At 64.9% G+C, this 19515-nt stretch carries 18 protein-coding genes and 1 pseudogene; 10 read left to right on the top strand and 9 right to left on the bottom strand.

Annotated features, from left to right (window positions below; genetic code table 11):
• The 5 genes and pseudogenes from G566_RS0109655 to G566_RS0109635 all read right to left on the bottom strand — a co-directional run.
• On the bottom strand, positions 1 to 266 hold a 266-nt coding region (locus tag G566_RS0109655), incomplete at its 3' end, for an IS3 family transposase (protein WP_022680468.1).
• A gap of 126 nt (positions 267 to 392) precedes the next feature.
• Positions 393 to 1244, bottom strand: a complete 852-nt coding sequence (locus G566_RS0109650; protein WP_022680467.1) for an alpha/beta hydrolase family protein — start codon at positions 1242 to 1244, stop codon at positions 393 to 395.
• A gap of 29 nt (positions 1245 to 1273) precedes the next feature.
• Complete coding sequence (gene ung, locus G566_RS0109645) at positions 1274 to 1960, bottom strand: uracil-DNA glycosylase (protein WP_022680466.1); 687 nt, start codon at positions 1958 to 1960, stop codon at positions 1274 to 1276.
• 31 nt (positions 1961 to 1991) lie between these two features.
• Positions 1992 to 2525 (bottom strand): annotated as a pseudogene (locus tag G566_RS14840) (cytochrome b).
• A 72-nt stretch (positions 2526 to 2597) separates the two neighbouring features.
• A complete protein-coding gene (locus tag G566_RS0109635; protein WP_022680465.1) occupies positions 2598 to 4655 on the bottom strand; it encodes a TonB-dependent receptor in 2058 nt (685 codons plus the stop codon).
• A gap of 121 nt (positions 4656 to 4776) precedes the next feature.
• Between G566_RS0109635 and G566_RS0109630 the strand changes: the two genes are divergently transcribed.
• The 10 genes from G566_RS0109630 to G566_RS0109585 all read left to right on the top strand — a co-directional run bounded on the left by G566_RS0109630 (position 4777) and on the right by G566_RS0109585 (position 13805).
• On the top strand, positions 4777 to 5601 hold the full coding sequence (locus G566_RS0109630) for a TIGR00266 family protein (RefSeq protein ID WP_022680464.1): 825 nt from the start codon (positions 4777 to 4779) through the stop codon (positions 5599 to 5601).
• 44 nt (positions 5602 to 5645) lie between these two features.
• The gene (locus G566_RS0109625) at positions 5646 to 6236 is read left to right on the top strand and encodes a thymidine kinase (RefSeq protein ID WP_022680463.1); all 591 of its coding nucleotides are present in this window, start codon (positions 5646 to 5648) and stop codon (positions 6234 to 6236) included.
• A gap of 11 nt (positions 6237 to 6247) precedes the next feature.
• The gene (locus G566_RS0109620) at positions 6248 to 6736 is read left to right on the top strand and encodes a glutathione peroxidase (protein WP_022680462.1); all 489 of its coding nucleotides are present in this window, start codon (positions 6248 to 6250) and stop codon (positions 6734 to 6736) included.
• A 16-nt stretch (positions 6737 to 6752) separates the two neighbouring features.
• Positions 6753 to 8084: an omega-aminotransferase AptA gene (aptA, locus tag G566_RS0109615; protein WP_022680461.1), complete on the top strand. Its 1332-nt coding sequence runs from the start codon at positions 6753 to 6755 to the stop codon at positions 8082 to 8084.
• A 144-nt stretch (positions 8085 to 8228) separates the two neighbouring features.
• Positions 8229 to 9947 carry an ATP-binding cassette domain-containing protein gene (locus G566_RS0109610; RefSeq protein ID WP_022680460.1) on the top strand — a complete coding sequence of 573 codons (1719 nt, stop codon included), beginning with the start codon at positions 8229 to 8231 and terminating at the stop codon, positions 9945 to 9947.
• Positions 9937 to 11019 carry an HlyD family secretion protein gene (locus G566_RS0109605; protein ID WP_022680459.1) on the top strand — a complete coding sequence of 361 codons (1083 nt, stop codon included), beginning with the start codon at positions 9937 to 9939 and terminating at the stop codon, positions 11017 to 11019. The genes G566_RS0109610 and G566_RS0109605 overlap by 11 nt, the downstream gene beginning before the upstream one ends.
• The gene (locus G566_RS0109600) at positions 10997 to 12508 is read left to right on the top strand and encodes a TolC family protein (RefSeq protein ID WP_084706833.1); all 1512 of its coding nucleotides are present in this window, start codon (positions 10997 to 10999) and stop codon (positions 12506 to 12508) included. Before G566_RS0109605 ends, G566_RS0109600 begins: the two co-directional genes overlap by 23 nt.
• A gap of 52 nt (positions 12509 to 12560) precedes the next feature.
• Complete coding sequence (locus G566_RS0109595) at positions 12561 to 12908, top strand: hypothetical protein (protein ID WP_022680457.1); 348 nt, start codon at positions 12561 to 12563, stop codon at positions 12906 to 12908.
• 48 nt (positions 12909 to 12956) lie between these two features.
• The gene (locus G566_RS0109590) at positions 12957 to 13418 is read left to right on the top strand and encodes a copper chaperone PCu(A)C (protein WP_022680456.1); all 462 of its coding nucleotides are present in this window, start codon (positions 12957 to 12959) and stop codon (positions 13416 to 13418) included.
• 21 nt (positions 13419 to 13439) lie between these two features.
• Entirely contained in the window at positions 13440 to 13805 is a 366-nt protein-coding gene (locus G566_RS0109585) for a c-type cytochrome (RefSeq protein WP_022680455.1), read from the top strand.
• Between the two features lie 21 nt (positions 13806 to 13826).
• Here the strand turns inward: G566_RS0109585 and G566_RS0109580 are convergent, their stop codons facing one another.
• From G566_RS0109580 to G566_RS0109565, 4 genes are read right to left on the bottom strand one after another with little or no spacing between them, the layout of a single operon-like run.
• Positions 13827 to 14492: a DUF2490 domain-containing protein gene (locus G566_RS0109580; protein ID WP_022680454.1), complete on the bottom strand. Its 666-nt coding sequence runs from the start codon at positions 14490 to 14492 to the stop codon at positions 13827 to 13829.
• A gap of 41 nt (positions 14493 to 14533) precedes the next feature.
• Positions 14534 to 16696, bottom strand: a complete 2163-nt coding sequence (locus G566_RS0109575; RefSeq protein WP_022680453.1) for a xanthine dehydrogenase family protein molybdopterin-binding subunit — start codon at positions 16694 to 16696, stop codon at positions 14534 to 14536.
• A 7-nt stretch (positions 16697 to 16703) separates the two neighbouring features.
• Positions 16704 to 18935 (bottom strand): xanthine dehydrogenase family protein molybdopterin-binding subunit, encoded by a 2232-nt coding sequence (locus G566_RS0109570; protein ID WP_029131503.1) that lies wholly within the window; start codon positions 18933 to 18935, stop codon positions 16704 to 16706.
• The gene (locus G566_RS0109565; protein WP_022680451.1) at positions 18932 to 19381 is read right to left on the bottom strand and encodes a (2Fe-2S)-binding protein; all 450 of its coding nucleotides are present in this window, start codon (positions 19379 to 19381) and stop codon (positions 18932 to 18934) included. The genes G566_RS0109570 and G566_RS0109565 overlap by 4 nt, the downstream gene beginning before the upstream one ends.
• Between the last annotated feature and the right edge of the window lie 134 nt (positions 19382 to 19515).

The following is a 19515-nucleotide window of genomic DNA, read 5'->3' as shown; positions in this document are numbered from 1 at the left end:
CACCATTTTTTTGCCAGAAGGTCCTTCAGCGCAGCGTTATCGAGCATCGTGTCGGCCAACAGCCGCTTGAGCTTGGCATTCTCGTCCTCCAGCGACCGCAGCCGCTTGGCCTCCGAAACCTCCAGCCCGCCGTACTTGGCCTTCCAGTTGTAGATGGTCGCTTCCGACACGCCGTGCCGCCGCGCGAGATCAGCCGTCTTCGCGCCCGCCTCGGCCTCCTTCAAAAGCCCGATGATCTGCTCTTCCGTGAACCTCGTTCGCTTCATCGTCCGTCCTCTCCAAGGGCCGGACTCTAATCGATCGTGGAGGAAAATCAGGGGGTCAGGTCACCGAACCGACAAATCAGCGTGCTGCTTCCGCCGCTCACAACCTGAGTGCCGCTGGCCTGCGCTTCAGCGGCGTGCGGGCAGGGTTGCAAGCCAATCATGGATGCGGGTTGCAAGTGCAATCCGCGCGTCTGACCAGGTGTGATCGGTGGCTTGGTGGGTTTCAGATACCTGGCCGCTGGCGGCGCGGACGGCGGCGACCAGCGGATCGGTGGCGGGTTTCAGCCCGTCGTCTGACGTCAGCACCAGCAGCGGCTGGCGGGCGAGGCCGGCGGCGCGTGGGCGCAGATCAAAGGCGGCCGCCTGCGCGCGCAATTCGGCGGCCTGGATCGCGGGCGACGTGCCGGCCAGGGCTTCGCTGTTGCCGGCCGCCTGGGCTTCCAGCCGATCGCCCAGCAATTGCGGCAGCATGCCCATGTTGCCCGCTGAAATCAGGATGGCGCCGGCCAATGCCTGATCTTCGGATGCCACCATCCCCGTTACCCAGCCGCCCATGCTGTGCCCCGCCAGCACGATGCGGCGAGTGTCGATGCCCAGCTTTGCCGCCAACTCCGGCTTGCGCAGCATGGCCAGCACGGCCTTGGCGTCCTCCGGGTTCTGGCCAAAGCGGAAGTTGCCGGGGCTGCCCCAAGCACCGCGATAATTGAACGTGATGGCATTCCACCCGGCCCGGCGAAGGGCCTGGGCCAGATCGAGATTCTTCTCATTGCCAGGCCAGCCGTGGCAGATGACGATAGTGGGATGCGGCCCCGGCCCTGCCGCCAGATAGGCCACGCCGTTGATCTCCACCCCGCCCGAAGGGATGTGCAACACTTCCATGCGGGCGCGCGGCGTAGCGGTGGCGGGCGGATCGGTGAACAGCGGATTGGCCAGCGCCGGAGCAGACATCAGCAGCAGGGCTAGAACAAGACTTCGCATCGATTTTCCCCCTTCAACATGGACTTAGGCTAGACTGGCGGCAGCGTCCAGTCGATGGGGTGCAGGCCTTGCGATTCCATCCAGACATTCGTGCGGCTGAAGTGGCGGCAGCCGAAGAAGCCATTGTGCGCCGACAGTGGCGATGGGTGGGGGGCTTTCAGCACCAGATGCCGGCTCGCGTCGACAAAGCCAGCCTTTTTCTGGGCGTGGCTGCCCCACAGCAGGAAGGCGCAGGGTTGTTCCCGTTCCGCCACCAGACGGATCACCGCATCGGTGAACGCTTCCCAGCCGCGGCCCTTGTGACTGGCGGCAAGGCCCTGTTCCACCGTCAGGCTGGTGTTGAGCAGCAACACGCCCTGCCGCGCCCAATGCTCAAGGAAGCCATGCCGTGCTGGCGCGATGCCGAGATCGGCCTGCAGTTCCTTGTAGATGTTCACAAGGCTGGGCGGCACCCGCACGCCGGGGCGCACGGAAAACGCCAGCCCATGCGCCTGGCCGGGGCCATGATAGGGGTCTTGCCCCAATATCACCACGCGCACTGTATCAAGCGACGTCAGATCAAGCGCGCGGAACCACTCGCTGCCGTTGGGAAAGATCGCCTTGCCGGCGGCTTTTTCAGCCAACAGGAAAGCCTGCAACGCCGCCATCGACGGCGAGGCCAGGGCATCCGCCAGCTGCGCGCGCCAGCTTTCGTGCAGCTTAATTGTGTCGGCCATACGCCTGTGTGACGGGGGCAGGGCGGCAGCGTCAAGCGCGCGGTTTGCCCACACCCATGCGTGGCATCAGATTGTTACGATCCATCACCAGATGCTTGATGATGCCAACAATGTGCAGCGCCAGCAGCGCCAGCATGGCCCAGCCCAAGATCTCGTGCAGTTCGTTGGCAGCGCTGCCAGTGGCCTTATCAACGCCGAACTTGGAGACCGGCAGCCCGAACCAGGCCAGCGGGCGATCGTTGCGATCGGCCGCCACCCAGCCCGACAGCGGCAGCGCCAGCATCATGGCATAGAAACCCCAGTGGGCCGCCTTGGCCAACAGCCGCTCGCCACCGGTGAAGTAGGCGGGCAAAGCCGGCACGCTATGGCTCAATCGCTAGCCGAGCCGGAACAGGGTGAGGGCGATGATGGTCAGGCCGAAGCTCTTGTGGAAATCCATCACCAGCGCGCGCTGGCCGCCTTCGCGCGGCACGAAATCATGCAGGAAGCCGCCGGCCAGATTGCCGATGATCATCAGGGCCATCAGCCAGTGCAGCGTGATGGAAACCTTGCTGTAACGGGTCATGCGGCGTGTCTCCATTGGTGTCGGCACAAGCTAGACCCGCATCATACGCCCGTCGATACGGGGTTCACCCGGTCAGAACGAAACGCGCGCGCCCACCCAGAAAGTGCGGGGCAAGGCGCGCTCGACCACGCCGGTGCCCGAAAGTGCCGCCTGCACTTCGGCATCAAACAGATTTTCCACCCGGCCCTCGATGGCAAAGCCCTTCACCAATGGCACCAGCAGCAGCGCATCAACCATGGTGGCGGCGTTCAGGCTGCGGCTGTTCTGGTCATCCTCGAACTGGGCCGCGATATGGCGCAGTGTGGCCGATGCCGTGAACAGGCTGCCGGTGTAATCGATGGTGCCGGAGAACTGGTCGCGCGGCGTCTGGGCGGGAAGCAGACCGTTCAGTGGCGCAGCGGCCCGGGATGCGGCGATGGTCGGATCGACATGGCTCCAGCTTGCAGTCAGCCCAAAGTCGCCACGCCGCAGCTTCGCATCCACTTCCCAGCCCCACACGGTCAGCGAATCCAGGTTCTGGCGCTGGCGATAAAAGCCGCCGGCCGCCACAAAGCCGACACCTGGGAAGCTGCCCGGCCCGCGCCCTTGCGTGACGTTGGCGATGGTGTCGTCCATGCGGTTCCAGAAACCGGTGACGCCGATCTCGAAACCATCTGCCGGCTTGAGCGTAAAGCCCAGGTCCACGCCGGTCACCCGTTCAGGGCTGAGCAGGGCATTGGCGGCCGTGGCATCGGGGCCAACGCGGAACGGCCGATAGAGTTCATTGAGCGTCGGCAGCCGCCAGCCGCGATAGGCGGCACCGCGCAGCGCCAGCCAGTCGGCGGGATTCACCGCCAGGCCGGCGCGGCCGGTGAATTCATGGCCGGAACGATCGGCAAACAGCAGGCTCGTGAACGGAGCGTTGGTGGCGATCGTGGTTTCCAGCAGGCGGCCATCCTTGATCGTCCACCAGTCGATGCGGGCCGAAGCCGTGGCGGTGATCATGCCGCGTTCGATGCTGGCATCGGCGAACAGCCCGGTGGTGCCGGTGCGGCCGCCGGCCTCGCGTTGGCGGGTGGGGGCGGCATTCACATAGGTGAACAGCTCCATTGTCTTGCCGGTGAGCTGCCGCGTGTCTGCCCCCAGCCGCAGCGAGACGCCGTCACCAACCGGCGGTGCGATCTCCAGCCGGCCGCCCCAGCCGGTGGCCGGCGTGTCGTATTGGGCCAGGCTCTGGGTCACGCTGGTGCGCGCGGCGTTCACGGCAGCGAAATCGGAGGTGAAATTGCGCGTCTGCACATAGGCCAGCGCCTGCCAGCCCCAGCGCCCGCGCCCGACCAGCCGCAGCGCGCCATCAACGCCTTCGGACGTGTTGCGCGAAAAATCGGTGCCACGCTCGCGGCTGTCGGTGAATCCATTGGCCGTCACTTGCGCTTCGGTTTCGGGCGCGACTTCCACAACGGCGCGCAGGGCCACGCTGGCCTGTTCATAAGGCGCCGCGCGATCGACCGGGCCGCGATTGCGTTCGACGATGGGGATGAAACCGTCGCCGCGGCCATAGGCGGCAGAAAGGGTGGCGAAACCCTTGTCACGTGTCAGCCCCAGTGCGCCTTGCGCGTCGACGCTGTTGCGGCTGCCATAGGCGATGGCGCCGTCGAATGGCCGCACCGCGTTGCCGCCCACGGATTCCAGTTCGATGGTGCCAGCCAGCGCGCCCGGGCCCCAATAGCCGGAGCCACCGCCGCGCGTGACCCTGATGCGATCAAGCCGCCTGGTGGCATAGGCCGGAAACGCCACCCAGCCACCGAACGGATCGGCCTGCGGCACGCCATCCAGGACCAGCAGCGCGCGGGACGAGGCATTGCCGCCCAGCCCGCGAAGGGTAATGCCTTGGGACGTGGCGTTGGCGGAGCGGCTGTCCGACCGGCGGAACTGCTGTTGCCCGGCGATATCGGCGAGCACCGATTCCAGCCGGTTCGATCCGGTGTTCAGGATGCGCTCCCGGTCGATCACGATCAACGACAGTGCCGCATCGCCGGGCAGATCCTTCAGGCCCTTGCCGGTGACGGTGATCAGTGTGTCCTCGGCCTCAGCGGCAAACGCAGGTGCGGTGCTGAGGAGCAGGGCGGCGAAGAGGGGCAGATGCTTCATGGCCGCGTGTGTTGCCCAACGCGCCGGCGGGTGCAAGCGCCCAACGATTTTGTCGCGGCTTGCGTCTTGGCGGCGCAACACACCCGCCCTACATTGGCATCAGCACAACAGGAGACATTCCATGCCCAATCCCTGGCAACACAGCCGCGCCACCGGCATCGCCGATGATATCGATTTCGAGATCAAGGGCCATGAACTGCAGTTCGTCGAGATCGAACTGGATCCCGGCGAAAGCGCCGTGGCCGAAGCCGGTGCCATGGTGTGGAAGGATGCCAGCATCGGCATGACAACCGTGTTTGGCGATGGCGGCGGACAAAGCGGCAGCTTCATGGGCGCGCTGATGGGGGCCGGCAAGCGGCTGCTCAGCGGCGAAAGCCTGTTCACCACCGTCTACACCCACAACGGCGGCGGTAAGGCGCGCGTTGCCTTTGGCGCGCCCACCCCCGGCCATATCCTGCCGCTCAAGCTGGACAGCATTGGCGGCACGCTGATCTGCCAGAAGGATGCGTTCCTGGCGGCGGCCAAGGGCGTTTCCATCGGCATTGCCTTCCAGCGCAAGGTGATGACCGGTCTGTTCGGCGGTGAAGGCTTCATCATGCAGAAGCTGGAAGGCGATGGCTGGGTGTTCGTGCAGATGGGCGGCACGGTGATCGAGCGTACGCTGGCGCCGGGCGAAGTGCTGCATGTTGATACCGGCTGCGTGGCAGCCTTCACGCCATCAGTGAACTTCGATCTGGAAAGCGTCGGCGGCGTCAAATCCATGCTGTTCGGCGGCGAAGGCGTGTTCTTCGCTCGCCTCACCGGGCCGGGCAAGGTGTGGATCCAGTCGCTGCCGTTCAGCCGACTGGCCGGCCGCATGATGCAGGCCGCCATGGGCCGCGGCCAGAACCGCGGCGAGGGCAGCGTGCTCGGCGAACTGGGCGATCTCATCGGCGGCAATCGCTAACCAGCCTGTTGACCAAATGTCTTGGCCACGCGCAAAGAACGTGCGTGGCCAAGCTCTATTTCTACTATGCCTCGATGAACGCCGGCAAATCGACGGTGCTGCTGCAGGCCAGCTTCAACTATCGTGAGCGCGGCATGCACACCATGCTGTTCACCGCTGCGATCGATGATCGGGCCGGGCAAGGCATCATCGCTTCGCGCATCGGACTATTAGCGCCGGCCGACATGTTTGCTCCCGAAACCGATCTGTTTGCTGCCGTGGCCAGCGCGCATGCGGTGGGCACGCTCAATTGCGTGCTGGTCGATGAAGCCCAGTTCCTGACCAAGGATCAGGTCTGGCAGCTGGCGCATGTCGCCGATGATCTGGGCATTCCCGTGCTCTGCTATGGCCTGCGCACCGATTTCCTGGGCAATCTGTTTCCGGGCAGCCAGTGGTTGCTGGCGATTGCCGATACGCTGACCGAGCTGAAAGCGGTTTGCGCCTGTGGCCGCAAGGCGACGATGAACTTGCGTATTGACTGGCAGGGCAAGCCGGTGGTCTCTGGCCAGCAGACCGAGATTGGTGGCAATGATCGCTATGTAGCCCTGTGTCGCCGGCATTTTGAGGCCGCATTGGCCGGACAACACCAGCCCTGAGAGGGACCTTTATGACGACCGTTTACGATTTCAGCGCCAAGACCATCGATGGCCGTGAGATTTCCATGAAGGATTTCGAAGGCAAGGTGCTGCTGATCGTCAACACCGCCAGCAAGTGCGGGTTCACGCCGCAGTATGAAGGGCTGGAAAAGCTGCACAAGAAATATGGCTCCAACGGCTTTGCCGTGCTCGGCTTCCCCTGCAACCAGTTCGGCGCGCAAGAACCTGGTAATGCCAGCGAGATCGCCAATTTCTGCAAGCTCACTTATGATGTGGACTTTCCCCTGTTCGCCAAGATCGACGTGAATGGTGACAACGCCCACCCCTTGTTCCAACTGCTGAAGAAACAGGCGCCCGGCTTGCTTGGCAGCGAGGCGGTGAAGTGGAACTTCACCAAGTTCCTCGTCGACAAACACGGCCAGGTGCAGGAACGTTTCGCGCCCACGACCAAGCCGGAAGCGCTGGGCAGCCAGATCGAGAAGCTGCTCGCAGGGGCCTAAAAAGGAGATCGCCGCGATGGCCAGTGTTGCACCCAACGACCTGTCGTCCTTGTGGATGCCGTTCACCGACAACCGCTATTTCAAGGCGAATCCGCGCCTGATGGTGGCCGCGCAGGACATGCATTACACCACCGCCGATGGTCGCCGCGTTCTGGACGGCACCGCTGGCCTGTGGTGCGTGAACGCCGGCCATGGCCGTGAACCCATCGTCAAGGCGATCCAGCAGCAGGCCGCAGTGCTCGATTATGCGCCCACCTTTCAGTTGGGCCACCCGCTCGCCTTTCAGCTCGCTTCGCGCGTTGCCGGGATCATGCCGGAAGGGCTGGACCGCATCTTCTTCACCAATTCAGGTTCTGAAAGCATCGATACCGCTCTGAAGATTGCGCTGGCCTATTGGCGTGCCAAGGGCCAGGGGCAGCGCATCCGCCTGATCGGCCGCGAACGCGGCTATCACGGCACCGGTTTTGGCGGCATTTCGGTGGGCGGCATCGTCACCAACCGCCGCACCTTCGGCACCGGCTTGCCCGGCACCGATCACCTGCCGCACACGCACGATCCGGCACGCAATGCCTTCAGCAAGGGCCAGCCGGCCCATGGCGCCGACTTTGCCGACCGGCTGGAAGCGATGATCGCTCTGCATGGCCCCGATACCATCGCTGCCGTCATCATCGAGCCGGTGGCAGGTTCCACCGGCGTGCTGGTGCCGCCGGTGGGGTATCTGGAACGGCTGCGGGCGATCACGGCGCACCATGGCATCCTGCTGATCTTTGACGAAGTGATCACCGGCTTCGGCCGCATTGGCGCGGCGACCGCGGCCGAACGGTTCGGCGTCACGCCCGACATCATCTGCCTCGCCAAGGGCCTCACCAACGCTGCCGTGCCGATGGGCGCGGTGGCGGCAGCCCGTCACGTCTATGATGCCATCGTCGATGCACCAGGCGGCGTGCCGGGGATCGAATTGTTCCACGGCTACACCTATTCCAGCCACGCGCTGGCCTGCGCCGCCGGGATCGCCACGATCGATCTTTATGCCAACGAAGGCCTGTTCGCCCGCGCCCGCGCGCTGGAAAGCCATTGGGAAGCGGCGCTGCACAGCCTTGCCGGCCTGCCGCACGTGATCGACATCCGCAATTTCGGCCTGGTCGGCGCCATCGAACTGGCCCCCCGCCCCGGCCAACCGGGTGTGCGCGGGCAGGAAATCTTCCGCGCCATGTTCGATACCGGCCTGCTCATCCGCGTCACCGGCGACATCATCGCGCTGTCGCCGCCGCTGATCATCAGTGAAGCACAGGTCGACGAGATTGCCGATCGGCTCGGCGCGTGCCTGCGGCAGTTGGCCGATGCCTAATAGCGGACAATCCATGCCAGGCGTTGATCTCTTCGCACAGGGAATCATTACGGCGGCGTAATTTTTTGGTTCGGCCCGCCTTGGCATTGCGGGGGCTTGCGCCTACATGGGCCAGTGTTGCCCGCAGCAGGTGACAGGAGAGACATGGCCGCCAAGGATCTTGCGAAGATGGACCTGAACCAGCTGGTGTACAGCTGGCTGAAAGACATCCTCTGGCCTGAGAAGAATTATTTCTGGCTGGCGATCATCTATGGCGTTGGTATCGCCGTGCTTGGCCTTGCCACACCGATTTCCGTGCAGTTGCTCATCAACAGTATCGCCAACACCGCGCTGCCGGTGCCGTTGTTCACCCTGGCCGCCATCCTGTTCGGTCTGCTCATCGTGTCGGGCCTGCTGTCGGTGCTGCGCATCCACTTGATGGAATTCTATCGCCGTCGCTTCATGGCGCGGCTGGTTGCCGATGTGACGTTGCGGGCGATCAACGCGGCTGATCCCTTCTTCCAGGATGATCGCCGCTTCGATCTGTTCAACCGCTATTTTGAAATGGTGAACATGCAAAAGGCGGTGCCGTCGCTGCTGATCGGCGGTTTCACCATCATCCTGAGCATGATCGTCGGGTTCGTTGTCACCAGCTTCTATCACCCGTTTTTCCTGGCCTTCAACCTGGTGCTGATCGCGCTGTTGTGGGCGGTGTGGGCGATCTGGTCGAAGGGGGCGATGAAGACCTCGATCATCCTCTCTCACGAAAAATACAACGCCGCGCATTTCATCGAAACCGTGGGTGCGTCCAACGGCTTCTACAAATCGGCCCGCCACATCGATTACGCGCTGGAAGGCGCGGAACGGGTATCGGCCAATTATGTGAAGGCCCACGCCGATCATTTCGCCTACCAGTTCCCGCAGACCATCGCCTTCTATTTCCTTTATGCCGCAGCGTCGGCCGGCCTGCTGGCGCTGGGTGGCTGGCTGGTGATCCAGGAACAATTGTCGATCGGGCAATTGGTGGCGGCCGAACTCATCCTGTCCGGCGTGTTTGCCGGCATGAACAGCCTCTATTCCTATCTCGACGACTGGTACGATCTTGTCGCCTCCATCGAGGAACTGTCCCTGCTCTATGGCCTGAAGCAGGAAGCCAAGCCGGTCGCTGGCCTGGCGGCGCCCAGCGGCGGCGCGCTGGAAATGAGCCAGGTGCGTTTTGCCCTGCCGGTGGGCGGGGCCACGGTGAATCTGCAGATCGCCGCCGGCAGCCGTCTCGTCTGTCAGGGCGTTCCGGGCATGGAGCGCGAATTTGCCGATCTGCTGAAGCGGCTGGAAAAGCCGCAATCGGGCCTCATCACGCTGGGCGGCGTGGATATCGCCCTGATGGACCCGCTGGCGCTGCGTTCCGATATCGCTGTCCTCGACCGCGCGGCCATCGTGGAATCAACCATCGCCGATTATCTGCGCCTGGCCAACCCGGCCAAGAATGCCGCAGACCAGATGGCGGCCTTGAAGCTGGTGGGCCTGGAAGACCGACTGGCGCTGCTGCCCGATGGCCTGCACACGCGCCTTTCCTCGACCGGTGCACCGTTTACCGTGGCTAAGATGATGCAGCTGAAACTGGCGGCTGCGATCCTGTCGGAACCGCGCATCCTGGTGTTGTCGCCGCTGTTCGACACGGTGGCGCGCGCGCGGCTGAAGGCGGTGTTCGATCATTTCCGTGACACCCAGACCACCATTCTCTATTTCAGCAACCGGCCCGAAGATCTGGTGCTGGATGGCTATCTGTGGCTGGGCCTTGATCGCCAGCTGATCACGCGGGATCGTGCCACCTTCGATGGCTTGCGCGCCGCCGCCGGCCGGGAGACCGTTGATGGCGACTGATCGCACCAGCCTGCCCGACGGCCATTTCGCCACCCTGCGCGGCCTCAATCCCCCGCCGGTGATGCGCATCTTTGCCCGCATGGTGGTGATCGGCATCATCGCGGTGCTGGCGTTCATCATCTTCACGCCCTGGGTGCAGACGGCGCAAGGCACCGGCAGCGTGATCGCCTATGATCCGCGCGACCGGCAGCAGAATATCTCCGCGCTGGTGCCCGGCCGGCTGGATCGCTGGTTCGTCACCGATGGCGCCCAGGTGAAGGCGGGCGATCCCATCGCCCGGGTGATCGACATTGATCCTGATTTCCTGTCGCGTCTGCAGGCTGAACGGGCCCAGAAGGTCGCGGAAATCGCGGCGACCGAAGCTGCCAGCGCCACCGCTCAGCGCGACGTGAAGCGCATGACCACCCTTTATGGCGAAGGTCTGGCCGCCCGGCGTGACATGGAACTGGCGCAGATCAAGGTGGCGGAATTCCGCGCCAAGATCGCTTCCCAGCGGGCGGACATCAACAAGATCGATGTCAACCTCCGCCGCCAGTCGGAACAAGTGATCCGCGCGCCGCGCAATGGCCGCATCATGCGGGTGACCAGCATCGACAGTGCCACCATCGTCAAGCAGGGTGACGTGCTCGCCACATTCGTGCCCGAACAGTCGCGCCGGGTGGTCGAACTGTACATGGACGGCCGTGACGTTCCATTGATCCATGTTGGCCGCCGCGTGCGCATGGAATTCGAAGGCTGGCCGGCGATCCAGTTTTCGGGCTGGCCGTCGGTTGCCAAGGGTTTCTTCGATGGCCAGGTCGCCGCGGTTGATCTCAACGCGTCGCCCAACGGCCTGTTCCGCATCCTTGTCACCGAAAGCCCGGACCGTGATCCGTGGCCGGACGAACGCGCCGTACGGCTGGGTGCCAAGGTGCGCGGCTGGGTGCAGATGAACACCGTGCCGATCTGGTTCGAATTGTGGCGGCTGCTCAACGATTTCCCGCTGCAGTTCACGAGGCCAGGCGCAGAGCCGGCGATGAACGGCGAGGTGAAGGCGCCAAAGGGCAGTGATGCGTCCTCGTCTGCCAAGTAAGGCCGGATTGCTGGCGCTGCTGCTGGCTGCTGTCCCGTTGACAGCTGTCCCCGGGGCGGCCCAGCAGCCAGATCAGCCGCAGCCCAGCAACCGGCGCCAACTGGAGGCCGACGCCCGGGACGCCGCACAGCCGCTGCCGGCCGCCAGCGCTCCGCTCGAATTGGCCGAGGTGCTGGCCGCCAGCCGCTTCCACGCGCCGCAGGTTCTGGAAGCCTTGGCGCGGGTGCGCGGTGCGGAAAGCCGCGTGCTCACCACCGAAGGCGCCTTCGATACGTTGTTCAGTGCCAACGCCGAAGCCCGGCCAACTGGCTTCTATGATGGCGCCGAAGCCGGCTTCCGCCTGTCGCAGCCGCTGGCAACCAATGGCGGCTCCGTCTACGGCGGATACGACATTTCGCGCGGCAGCTTTTCCTCGTCGCAATCAGGCAACAACACCGCCCAGCTGGGCCGTCTCACCGTTGGTACGATGTTCGCGCTGCTGCGCGATCGCGACATTGATGAACGCCGATTCAACCGCGCCATTGCCACCGGTGATGTCGTGCTGGCCGATAATGATCGGCTGCTGGTTGCCATCGGCGTGCAGGCCCGCGCCATCACCGCTTACAACAACTGGGTGATCGCCGGTCAGCGCGTGGCGGTGTTCAAGGGGCTGCTGCAACTGGCGCTCGATCGCCAGGCCGGTTTCAAGCGCCAGGTCACAGAAGGCCTGCGCCCGGCCATCCTGCTCACCGAGAATGAACAGAATATCCTGCGCCGGCAAACCCTGGTGGTGCAGGCCGAACAGGCGTTGCAGGTGGCGGCGGTCAGCCTGTCCCTGTTCTGGCGCGATGCCGATGGCAACCCGATCGTGCCCGGCCCGGAGCGGCTGCCGCGCCGGCTTGGCGATCCGCTGCCGTTGGCCGATGATATGATGGCCGCGCTGGAAAACCGGCCCGATCTGAAAGTGGTGGATGTGCGCATCGCCCAGGCCCGCACCAGGCTGCAGCTTGATCGCAACAACTTCCTGCCCCGCCTCGATGTGAAGGCCGAGGTGAACCAATATGTCGGCGATGCCGGGACCGCCGGCCGGCCGTTCACCGGTACGGCCTCCATGGTAGGGCTCAACCTGTCGGTGCCGCTGCAGCAGCGCCTGGCGCGTGGTCGGTTGGGGCAGACGCGCGCCGAACTGGACGGCTTCCAGCAACGCCGCCGCTTCATCGAGGATCAAATCCGCATCGAGATCTCCGGTCTGTCCATCGCCGCCCGCCAGTCGCGCCGGCTGCTGGGCATTGCCATCGACGAACAGGATCGCGCGCTTACCATGGCCGGCGCCGAACGCCGCCGCTTTCAGGAAGGCGCTTCGGATTTCTTCGTCGTCAATCTGCGCGAGGAAGCCGCGGCCGATGCGCAGGTGCGCCGATTGGATGCCGCCTTCCGCCAGATCGTCGCCCATGCCGATCTGGCAGCCGCCACGGCGGATGTGAAAGCCTTGGGGCTGGAGGGCAGCTGATCAGGGTGATTGCGGAGTTGCCCGACTGCAACGCCGCTGGCATAGAGCGGCCATGAACCGCCGCTCGTCCGGTCTGATTTTTGTCGCCATTTGCGTGGCAGCGTTGGCGCTGCGCCTGCTGTTGCCGGCGGGCTGGATGCCGGTGGCGACGGGAAACGGCGGCATGGCCATCACCCTTTGCAGCGGTGCCGTGTTGCCTACAGATCCAGGCCCGCCCGCACCGGGCGACGATCAACGCTGCGGCTTTGGGCTGGCGCTGGGGCCGCTGCTGGCCACGGCGGCGCTGTTACTGCTGCCGCTGGCCGTGCCATTCTTGCCGATGTCGGCGGTGCCGCCCGTGCGGCAGATGGCCCGCCACCACCGCGCTCGCCCGCCCGGTCAGGGGCCGCCCTTCGCTTGATCACCGCAGCCGGCTCCGGCCGGCCCATGCTGTTTTCAGGAGACCATCATGAAGTTGATTCCAATTGCGGGCCTTTTGCTGGGCCTGTCCGCGCCATCGCTGGCGCATGAATACAAGGCCGGCGCGCTGCTGGTCGACCATCCCATTATCCGCGTTGCCAGCCCGGAATCGAAAACCGGCGCCGGTTTCATGACCGTCACCAACAAGGGCAAGGCTGCAGACCGGCTGCTGTCGGTCAGCACCGCTGCATCCAATCGTTCCGATCTCCACGGCACGCTAAATGAGGGCGGCGTCATGAAGATGCGCGCCCAGGCCGGCGGCGTGCCGATTCCGGCGGGCGGCAAGGTCAGCTTTGCCCCCGGTGGCCTGCATGTGATGTTCATCGGGCTGAAGGCGGCGGTGCAGCCGGGCCAGATGATCAAGGCGCGGTTGATGTTTGAAAAGGCCGGGCCGGTAGACGTGGCGTTCAAGGCTGAGACAGCTGCCAGTGCGCAGCATGACCATCATTGATCAAGCAAGGGAGACGACACGATGAAGGCGAACATCATCACCGCCGCTCTGGCCGCAATGGCCCTGGCCGCCCCGGCGGCAGCGCAGGATGCCAAGGCCGGTGAAAAGGCCTTCGTGCAGTGCAAGGCCTGCCACAGCGTGGTGAAGGGCCAGAACCGCATCGGGCCGTCATTGGCCGGCGTGGTGGGCCGCAAATCCGCCAGCGTCGCCGGTTTCAGCTATTCGGCGGCCATGAAAGCCAAGGGCGTCAGCTGGACCGAGGCTAATCTCGATACCTATCTCACCAAGCCAGCGGTCTATGTGAAGGGGACCAAGATGGCCTTTGCCGGCATCGCCGATGCCAAGAAGCGCAAGGACGTTATCGCGTATCTGAAGACGCTGAAGTGAGCGACCGCGCCAACCGCCGGCTCAGCCGAGCCGGCGGTTGAGCGTGAGGTTGAGGATATGGTTGCCGGCATTGGGGCCGGGCCGATTGATGTGCTGGTGCATGTAACCGGCTTCGAGATTCAGCCGTTTGCCCAGCGGCTGCAGCCAGCCCACAAACACCCGCTGTTGATCAAAGCCGCGGCGCGCGCCCCAATCGGTGCTGTTGAACGCCACGAACGTTTCGCTGATCAGCAGCGGACCGGCGGTGCCCGGCCCGTTCAGCGGCGCCTGTAGCCGCCAGAACATGCGCAGCCGCCAGCCCAGATCGTTTGCGTTCTCGAACGTACGTTGTTCCAGCCGCCAGCGCGTGATCAACGCCAATCCGTTTGGTTGCCGGAACACCGGCCCCATCACCTGCTGCCAGAACCGGTGTTCGTCACTGGTCCGGCCCGGCGCCGGGTTGTTGTGCTGAAAATGGTAGCCGGCGTGGAAATCAATGTCGTTCCTGGTGCGCACACCCACGCCCACCCGCGCGACCACCTGACCCAGTCGCCCGGCATCGCGGGTAAACCGCGGCTGGCCTTCAGCCCACAGCAGCAATTTGCCGTCTACCGGCCCCTGCACCAGTAGCGTGTTCCAGCTCTGCACATCCTGCGCGGCGGCGGGGGCGGCCACCAGCAGGCCCAAGATGAAGCGCGTGTAATACATCACCGCTCACTGCCAAGCCAATGTGGCAGTGCCGTGACAGTTCAGGCCTTCAGCAGGCTGACATCCAGTGGCAATTTGCGCAGCCTCACGCCCGTCGCCGCAAAAATCGCATTGGCCAGCGCCGGCGCGACCGCCGGATAGGCTGGCTCTCCCAGCCCCGTCACCGGATAGTCCGGGGTGAGGAAAGCGACTTCGATTGGCGGGATCTGTTCGTTGCGCAACATCGGCACGTCGCCGAAATTGCGCTGTTCGATGGCGCCATCGGCAAAGGTGATTTCGTGGCCCATGCACGCGCCCAGCGCATCCAATATGCTGCCCTGCACCTGGTTCATGGCGCCGGCAGGATTGACGATCTGGCGGCCGATATCGCCGGCCACCCACACCTTGTGCACCTTCACCGTGCCGTCTGCCGCCACACTGGCTTCGATCACATTGGCAAAATAGCCCAAGTGGCTGAAGTGGAAGGCGACGCCCAGCCCGGTGCGCTTGGGCAGTTTTCGGCCCCAGCCAGCCATGGCGGCAGCCTTGTCCAGCACGGCGCGCATGCGGCCGGTGTTGTAGGGCCCGCGCGATTTGGGATCGCCGATGATGCGGGGAGTTCCTAAGAAATCGCGGCGGAATTGCACCGGATCAGCGCCGGCAGCGTGCGCCAGTTCATCGATGAAGCCCTGGGTGACAAAGCCGAAGGCGTTGTTGGACGGCGCTCGCAGGAAGCCGGTGGTGTGGATCAGCGGCAAAACGGTGGCGCCCAGCCGGAAATCCTCGACAATGCCGGCCGGGAAATCGGTGGGGCCGATGCCAGCGGCGCGGGCGAACTTGCCATCGCGGCCATAGCTGATGAAGTGATTGTCCCACGCGATGCAGCGACCTTGGGTATCCAGCCCGGCTTCCAGATAATGCCAGCCGCCGGGACGCAGATAATCCTGGGTGATGTCGTCCTCGCGCGTCCAGGTCAGCTTCACCGGCCGGCCGGCCTGCTTTGCGATGGCCGCCGCTTCCACCATATAATCATTCTGCAACCGCCGGCCGAAACCGCCGCCCACCCGCATCATGTGGATGGTGACATTCTCCGGCGGCACGCCCAGAAGTTTCGCCACGGCAGCGCGGCCCGGCTCCGGATTCTGCGTCGGCGCCCAGATCTCGACCTTGTCGCCATCGACCCGCGCGGTGCAGTTGATCGGCTCCATCGGCACGTGCGGGATGAAGGGGTAGGCATAATCCGCGGCCACGCGCTTGGTGGCCTTGGCCATCGCCGCGCTCACATCGCCGGTCGCGTGGATCGGCAGGGCGGCCGGCTTGCCTTTGGCATCGGCCGCCAGCTTCGCCCAAGTGGCGGTGGACTGGAAGGCGGCGGGGCTGTCGTTCCACTCGACCTTCAGCGCCGCGCGGGCGCGCTCGGCGTGCCAGGTCGTGTCAGCAAGGATGGCGACACCGCTGGCCAGGCCTTCATATTCCTCGGTGCCGGCCACGATGAAGGCGTCCTTCACGCCGCCCATCGCCTTGATCGCCGCCAGATTGGCCGATTTCACCTTGGCGCCCTGCACGCCGGATTTGTGGAAGGCCGCGTACAGCATCCCCGGCACTACCGCATCGATGCCGTAATCCTGCTTGCCGGCCACGATGGCGCGGTTGTTCACGCCGGGCTGGAAACTGCCGATCAGGCGGAAGGCCTTGGGGTCTTTCACGGCCACGCTCGCCGCGTCCGGCGCGGGCAATGCAGCGGCCACAGCCGCGAACTGGCCATAAGGCGCGCGCTTCGTGCCGTGGACGACATGGCCCTTGTCCGTGCTCAGCTCTGCCACCGGCACGCCCCATGCGGTGGACGCTGCCTGCAAAATCATCCCGCGCGCCGCTGCGCCCACCCGGCGCATCGGTTCATATTGCGTCGGCATCGCCTGCGATCCGCCAGCCACCTGCCGGCCATAGATCTTGGCATCGGCCAATGTCGGCACGATCTCCACAGCAGCCCAATCGGCGTCCAGCTCTTCGCAGATCACCATCGGCAGGCTGGTGCGGATGCCCTGGCCCACTTCCGGATTGCTGGCCATGATGCGGATGCGACCTGTGGCCGGTATCACCACCCAGGCATTCAGCTGACCGGCTTCTGCCGCCTCGGCCTTCTCAGGCGACAGCCCCAGATACAGGCCGCCCCCAACCGCCGCGCTGGCAAACAGGAAAGTGCGGCGGCTGAGCTGGATGTTCATAGTGGCCTCACGCGGTGAGTTGGCTGGTGTCGAGCGGCAGGGTGCGCAGGCGCTTGCCCGTCGCCTGGTAAATCGCGCCGGCCAGCGCCGGGGCGAGGCTGGGATAGGCCGGCTCGCCCAAACCCGTGGTCGGATAATCGGTGGACAGGAAAGCGACATCCACGGCCGGCGCCATGTCCATGCGGGCAAGATGGAAATCGCCGTAATTCTTCTGTTCAACAGCGCCTTCAGCAAAGGTGATGCGCTGGCCCAACGCGGCGCCGAGCGCGTCGATCACGCTGCCTTGCACCTGGTTTTCCGCGCCCGACAGGTTGACGATGTGCTTGCCGATATCGGCCGCCACCCACACGTGATGCACCTTCACGCTGCCATCACCCGCCACGCTGGCTTCGACCACATTGGCGAAATAGCCGAGGTGGCTGAAGTGGAAGGCGATGCCCAAACCGCGACACGGTGGCAGTTTGCGCCCCCAGCCGGCCATTTCGGCGGCCTTGTCCAACACGCCGCGCATGCGCCCCGTGTTGTAGGGCGTGCCCCTCATCGCCTCGCCGGTCTCGCCGCTGAACTCCTCGGCGATCGGGATGGCCCGCGGGGTGCCGAGCACGGCGCGGCGATACTCCAGAGGGTCACGCCCGGCAGCAATCGCGCAATCGTCGATGAAGCCCTGGGTGACGAAGGCAAAGGCGTTGTTGATCGGCGCGCGCAGCCAGCCCAGCGTGGAGGCAATCGGCAGCACCGTCACATCGGCGCGGAAATCCTTGATCACGCCCGATGGAAACAGCGAGCCATCGATCACAGCGGTGGGGTTCAGCGCACCATCAGCGCCGAAGCTGACGAAATGATCGTGCCAGGCGATGATGTCGCCTTTCTCGTCCAGCCCGGCTTCCAGCTTGTGCCAGCCACCGGGGCGCAGCCAGTCGTGGGCGAAATCCTGTGCGCGGTCCCACTGCAGCTTCACCGGAACGCCGGCGGCCTTGGCAATCACGGCGGCTTCCACGGCAAAATCATTCATCAGCCGCCGGCCGAAACCACCGCCGGATCGCATCAGGTGGATGGTGACATTTTCTACCTTCAGGCCCAGCGCCAGCGCCACCATGCGGCGCGCGTCTTCCGGCGTTTGCGTCGAAAGCCACAACTCGGCCTTGTCGCCTGTCACATGGGCTGTGGCGTTGATCGGCTCCAGCGCGGCGTGGGCGAGGAACGGGTAGCTGTAATCCGCTGTCACCTTCTTCGCAGCGGTTGCCATCTTGGCCGGCGCATTGCCGTGGTTCATGTAACCGGGCTTTTGCGGGCCATCCTTGAACGCCTTGGCTGCGGCGGCTTCCCATGCGGTGGTTGACTGGAAGGCCGCATCGCCGCCTTCCCATACGGCGGCCAGCGCATCGCGGCCCTTCAGCGCCGCCCATGTGCTGGTGGCAAGCACGGCGATGCCTTCAGGCAGCACTTCGATGCCAGGCAAGCCCACATCGATCTGCGTCTTCAGATCGCGGCGCTCGGCGACGTTGATCAGGCCCTTCACCCCCGGCACCGCCAGCGCAGCGGCGCGGTTGGCGCTCTTCAGCTTGCCGCCGAACACCGGCGATTTGGCGAACGCCGCATAAACCATGCCGGGCAGGCGGGTATCGATGCCGAACAGCGGCTTGCCCGTCACCAGCGCGCGATTGTCCACGCCGCCGATGCGCGTGCCCAATATGCGAAACTGCGCCGGGTCCTTCAGGGTCAGGCTTTCCGGCTTGGGCGGCGCGATGCTGGCTGCAGCTTCGGCCATGTCGGCATAACGTGCGCTGCGGCCACTGGCCTTGTGATGCAGCATGGCGCTGCAGGTGGTGATCTCGCCTGCCGGCACACCCCACTTGTTGGCGGCGGCCTGCACCAGCATGGCGCGCGCCCCCGCGCCCAGCCGGCGCATGCGCTCGAACTGGGTCGGGGTGGCCGATGAACCCCCGGCCAGCTGCACGCCATAAACCTGGCGGTTGCCTGGCGCCGGCACCACGGTCACCTGCGCCCAATCAACGTCGAGCTCTTCGGCAATCATCATCGGGAAACTGGTGCGCACGCCCTGGCCGATTTCCGGCTGGTGGGCGGTGATGCGGATGCTGCCAGTGGGATCGATGATCACGAATGCCGACAGCGCGCCGGGCACGCTGGCCTTTGCACCGCCGGCGAATTGCAGGCCCAGCGAAAGCCCGCCGCCAGCCAGCACGCCGGCTTTCAGGATGTCGCGGCGGGAGGCCTTCATGCGGCCGCCGCCTGCTTGATGGCGGCGCGGATGCGCGTGTAGGTGGCGCAGCGGCATATGTTGCCGCTCATCGCTGCATCGATATCGGCATCGGTGGGCTTGGGGGTAGTCCGCAGCAGCGCTTCGGCGGCCAGCAACTGCCCGGCCTGGCAATAGCCGCACTGCGGCACATCCAGCGCCAACCATGCATCCTGCAACTTGCGGCCCCAGGCCGAAGCGGAAAGCCCTTCAATGGTGGTGATCTTGGCGGTGCCCACGGCCGAAACCGGCGTCTGGCAGCCGCGCACCGGCTCACCATCCAGCTGCACCGTGCACGCCCCGCAGAAGCCAGCGCCGCAGCCGAACTTGGTGCCGGTCAGGCCCAGCACATCACGCAACGCCCACAAGAGCGGCATGTCCGGATCGGCAGTGACGTCAACCGACTTGCCGTTGATGTTCAGCTTCATAATGCGGACTCCCCTGTGCGTGAGTATCAGCATAGCGGGAACGAAAGGGAAGGGGAAGAAGTGGCCTCCGGCGGGCAGGATCGCAGACCCTGCACCCGTTCGATTTCAGCCGGCCCGCTTTCAAATTTGCTCTG

It is taken from the genome of Sandarakinorhabdus limnophila DSM 17366 (assembly GCF_000420765.1).
In the GTDB taxonomy this organism is placed as follows: Bacteria; Pseudomonadota; Alphaproteobacteria; order Sphingomonadales; family Sphingomonadaceae; genus Sandarakinorhabdus; species Sandarakinorhabdus limnophila.
Note: the sequence above shows the minus strand (reverse complement) of the source record. Positions and strands in the feature narration are given on the sequence as shown.

What these genes read in the sequence shown, in the direction of transcription:
- G566_RS0109600 (WP_084706833.1), top strand. Translation starts at nt 10,997, where the DNA reads ATGCGTCCTCGTCTGCCAAGTAAGGCCGGATTGCTGGCGCTGCTGCTG.
- G566_RS0109565 (WP_022680451.1), bottom strand. Translation starts at nt 19,381, where the DNA reads ATGAAGCTGAACATCAACGGCAAGTCGGTTGACGTCACTGCCGATCCG.
- G566_RS0109575 (WP_022680453.1), bottom strand. Translation starts at nt 16,696, where the DNA reads ATGAACATCCAGCTCAGCCGCCGCACTTTCCTGTTTGCCAGCGCGGCG.
- ung (WP_022680466.1), bottom strand. Translation starts at nt 1,960, where the DNA reads ATGGCCGACACAATTAAGCTGCACGAAAGCTGGCGCGCGCAGCTGGCG.
- G566_RS0109585 (WP_022680455.1), top strand. Translation starts at nt 13,440, where the DNA reads ATGAAGGCGAACATCATCACCGCCGCTCTGGCCGCAATGGCCCTGGCC.
- G566_RS0109595 (WP_022680457.1), top strand. Translation starts at nt 12,561, where the DNA reads ATGAACCGCCGCTCGTCCGGTCTGATTTTTGTCGCCATTTGCGTGGCA.
- G566_RS0109570 (WP_029131503.1), bottom strand. Translation starts at nt 18,935, where the DNA reads ATGAAGGCCTCCCGCCGCGACATCCTGAAAGCCGGCGTGCTGGCTGGC.
- G566_RS0109630 (WP_022680464.1), top strand. Translation starts at nt 4,777, where the DNA reads ATGCCCAATCCCTGGCAACACAGCCGCGCCACCGGCATCGCCGATGAT.
- G566_RS0109590 (WP_022680456.1), top strand. Translation starts at nt 12,957, where the DNA reads ATGAAGTTGATTCCAATTGCGGGCCTTTTGCTGGGCCTGTCCGCGCCA.
- G566_RS0109580 (WP_022680454.1), bottom strand. Translation starts at nt 14,492, where the DNA reads ATGTATTACACGCGCTTCATCTTGGGCCTGCTGGTGGCCGCCCCCGCC.
- aptA (WP_022680461.1), top strand. Translation starts at nt 6,753, where the DNA reads ATGGCCAGTGTTGCACCCAACGACCTGTCGTCCTTGTGGATGCCGTTC.
- G566_RS0109610 (WP_022680460.1), top strand. Translation starts at nt 8,229, where the DNA reads ATGGCCGCCAAGGATCTTGCGAAGATGGACCTGAACCAGCTGGTGTAC.
- G566_RS0109650 (WP_022680467.1), bottom strand. Translation starts at nt 1,244, where the DNA reads ATGCGAAGTCTTGTTCTAGCCCTGCTGCTGATGTCTGCTCCGGCGCTG.
- G566_RS0109635 (WP_022680465.1), bottom strand. Translation starts at nt 4,655, where the DNA reads ATGAAGCATCTGCCCCTCTTCGCCGCCCTGCTCCTCAGCACCGCACCT.
- G566_RS0109605 (WP_022680459.1), top strand. Translation starts at nt 9,937, where the DNA reads ATGGCGACTGATCGCACCAGCCTGCCCGACGGCCATTTCGCCACCCTG.
- G566_RS0109620 (WP_022680462.1), top strand. Translation starts at nt 6,248, where the DNA reads ATGACGACCGTTTACGATTTCAGCGCCAAGACCATCGATGGCCGTGAG.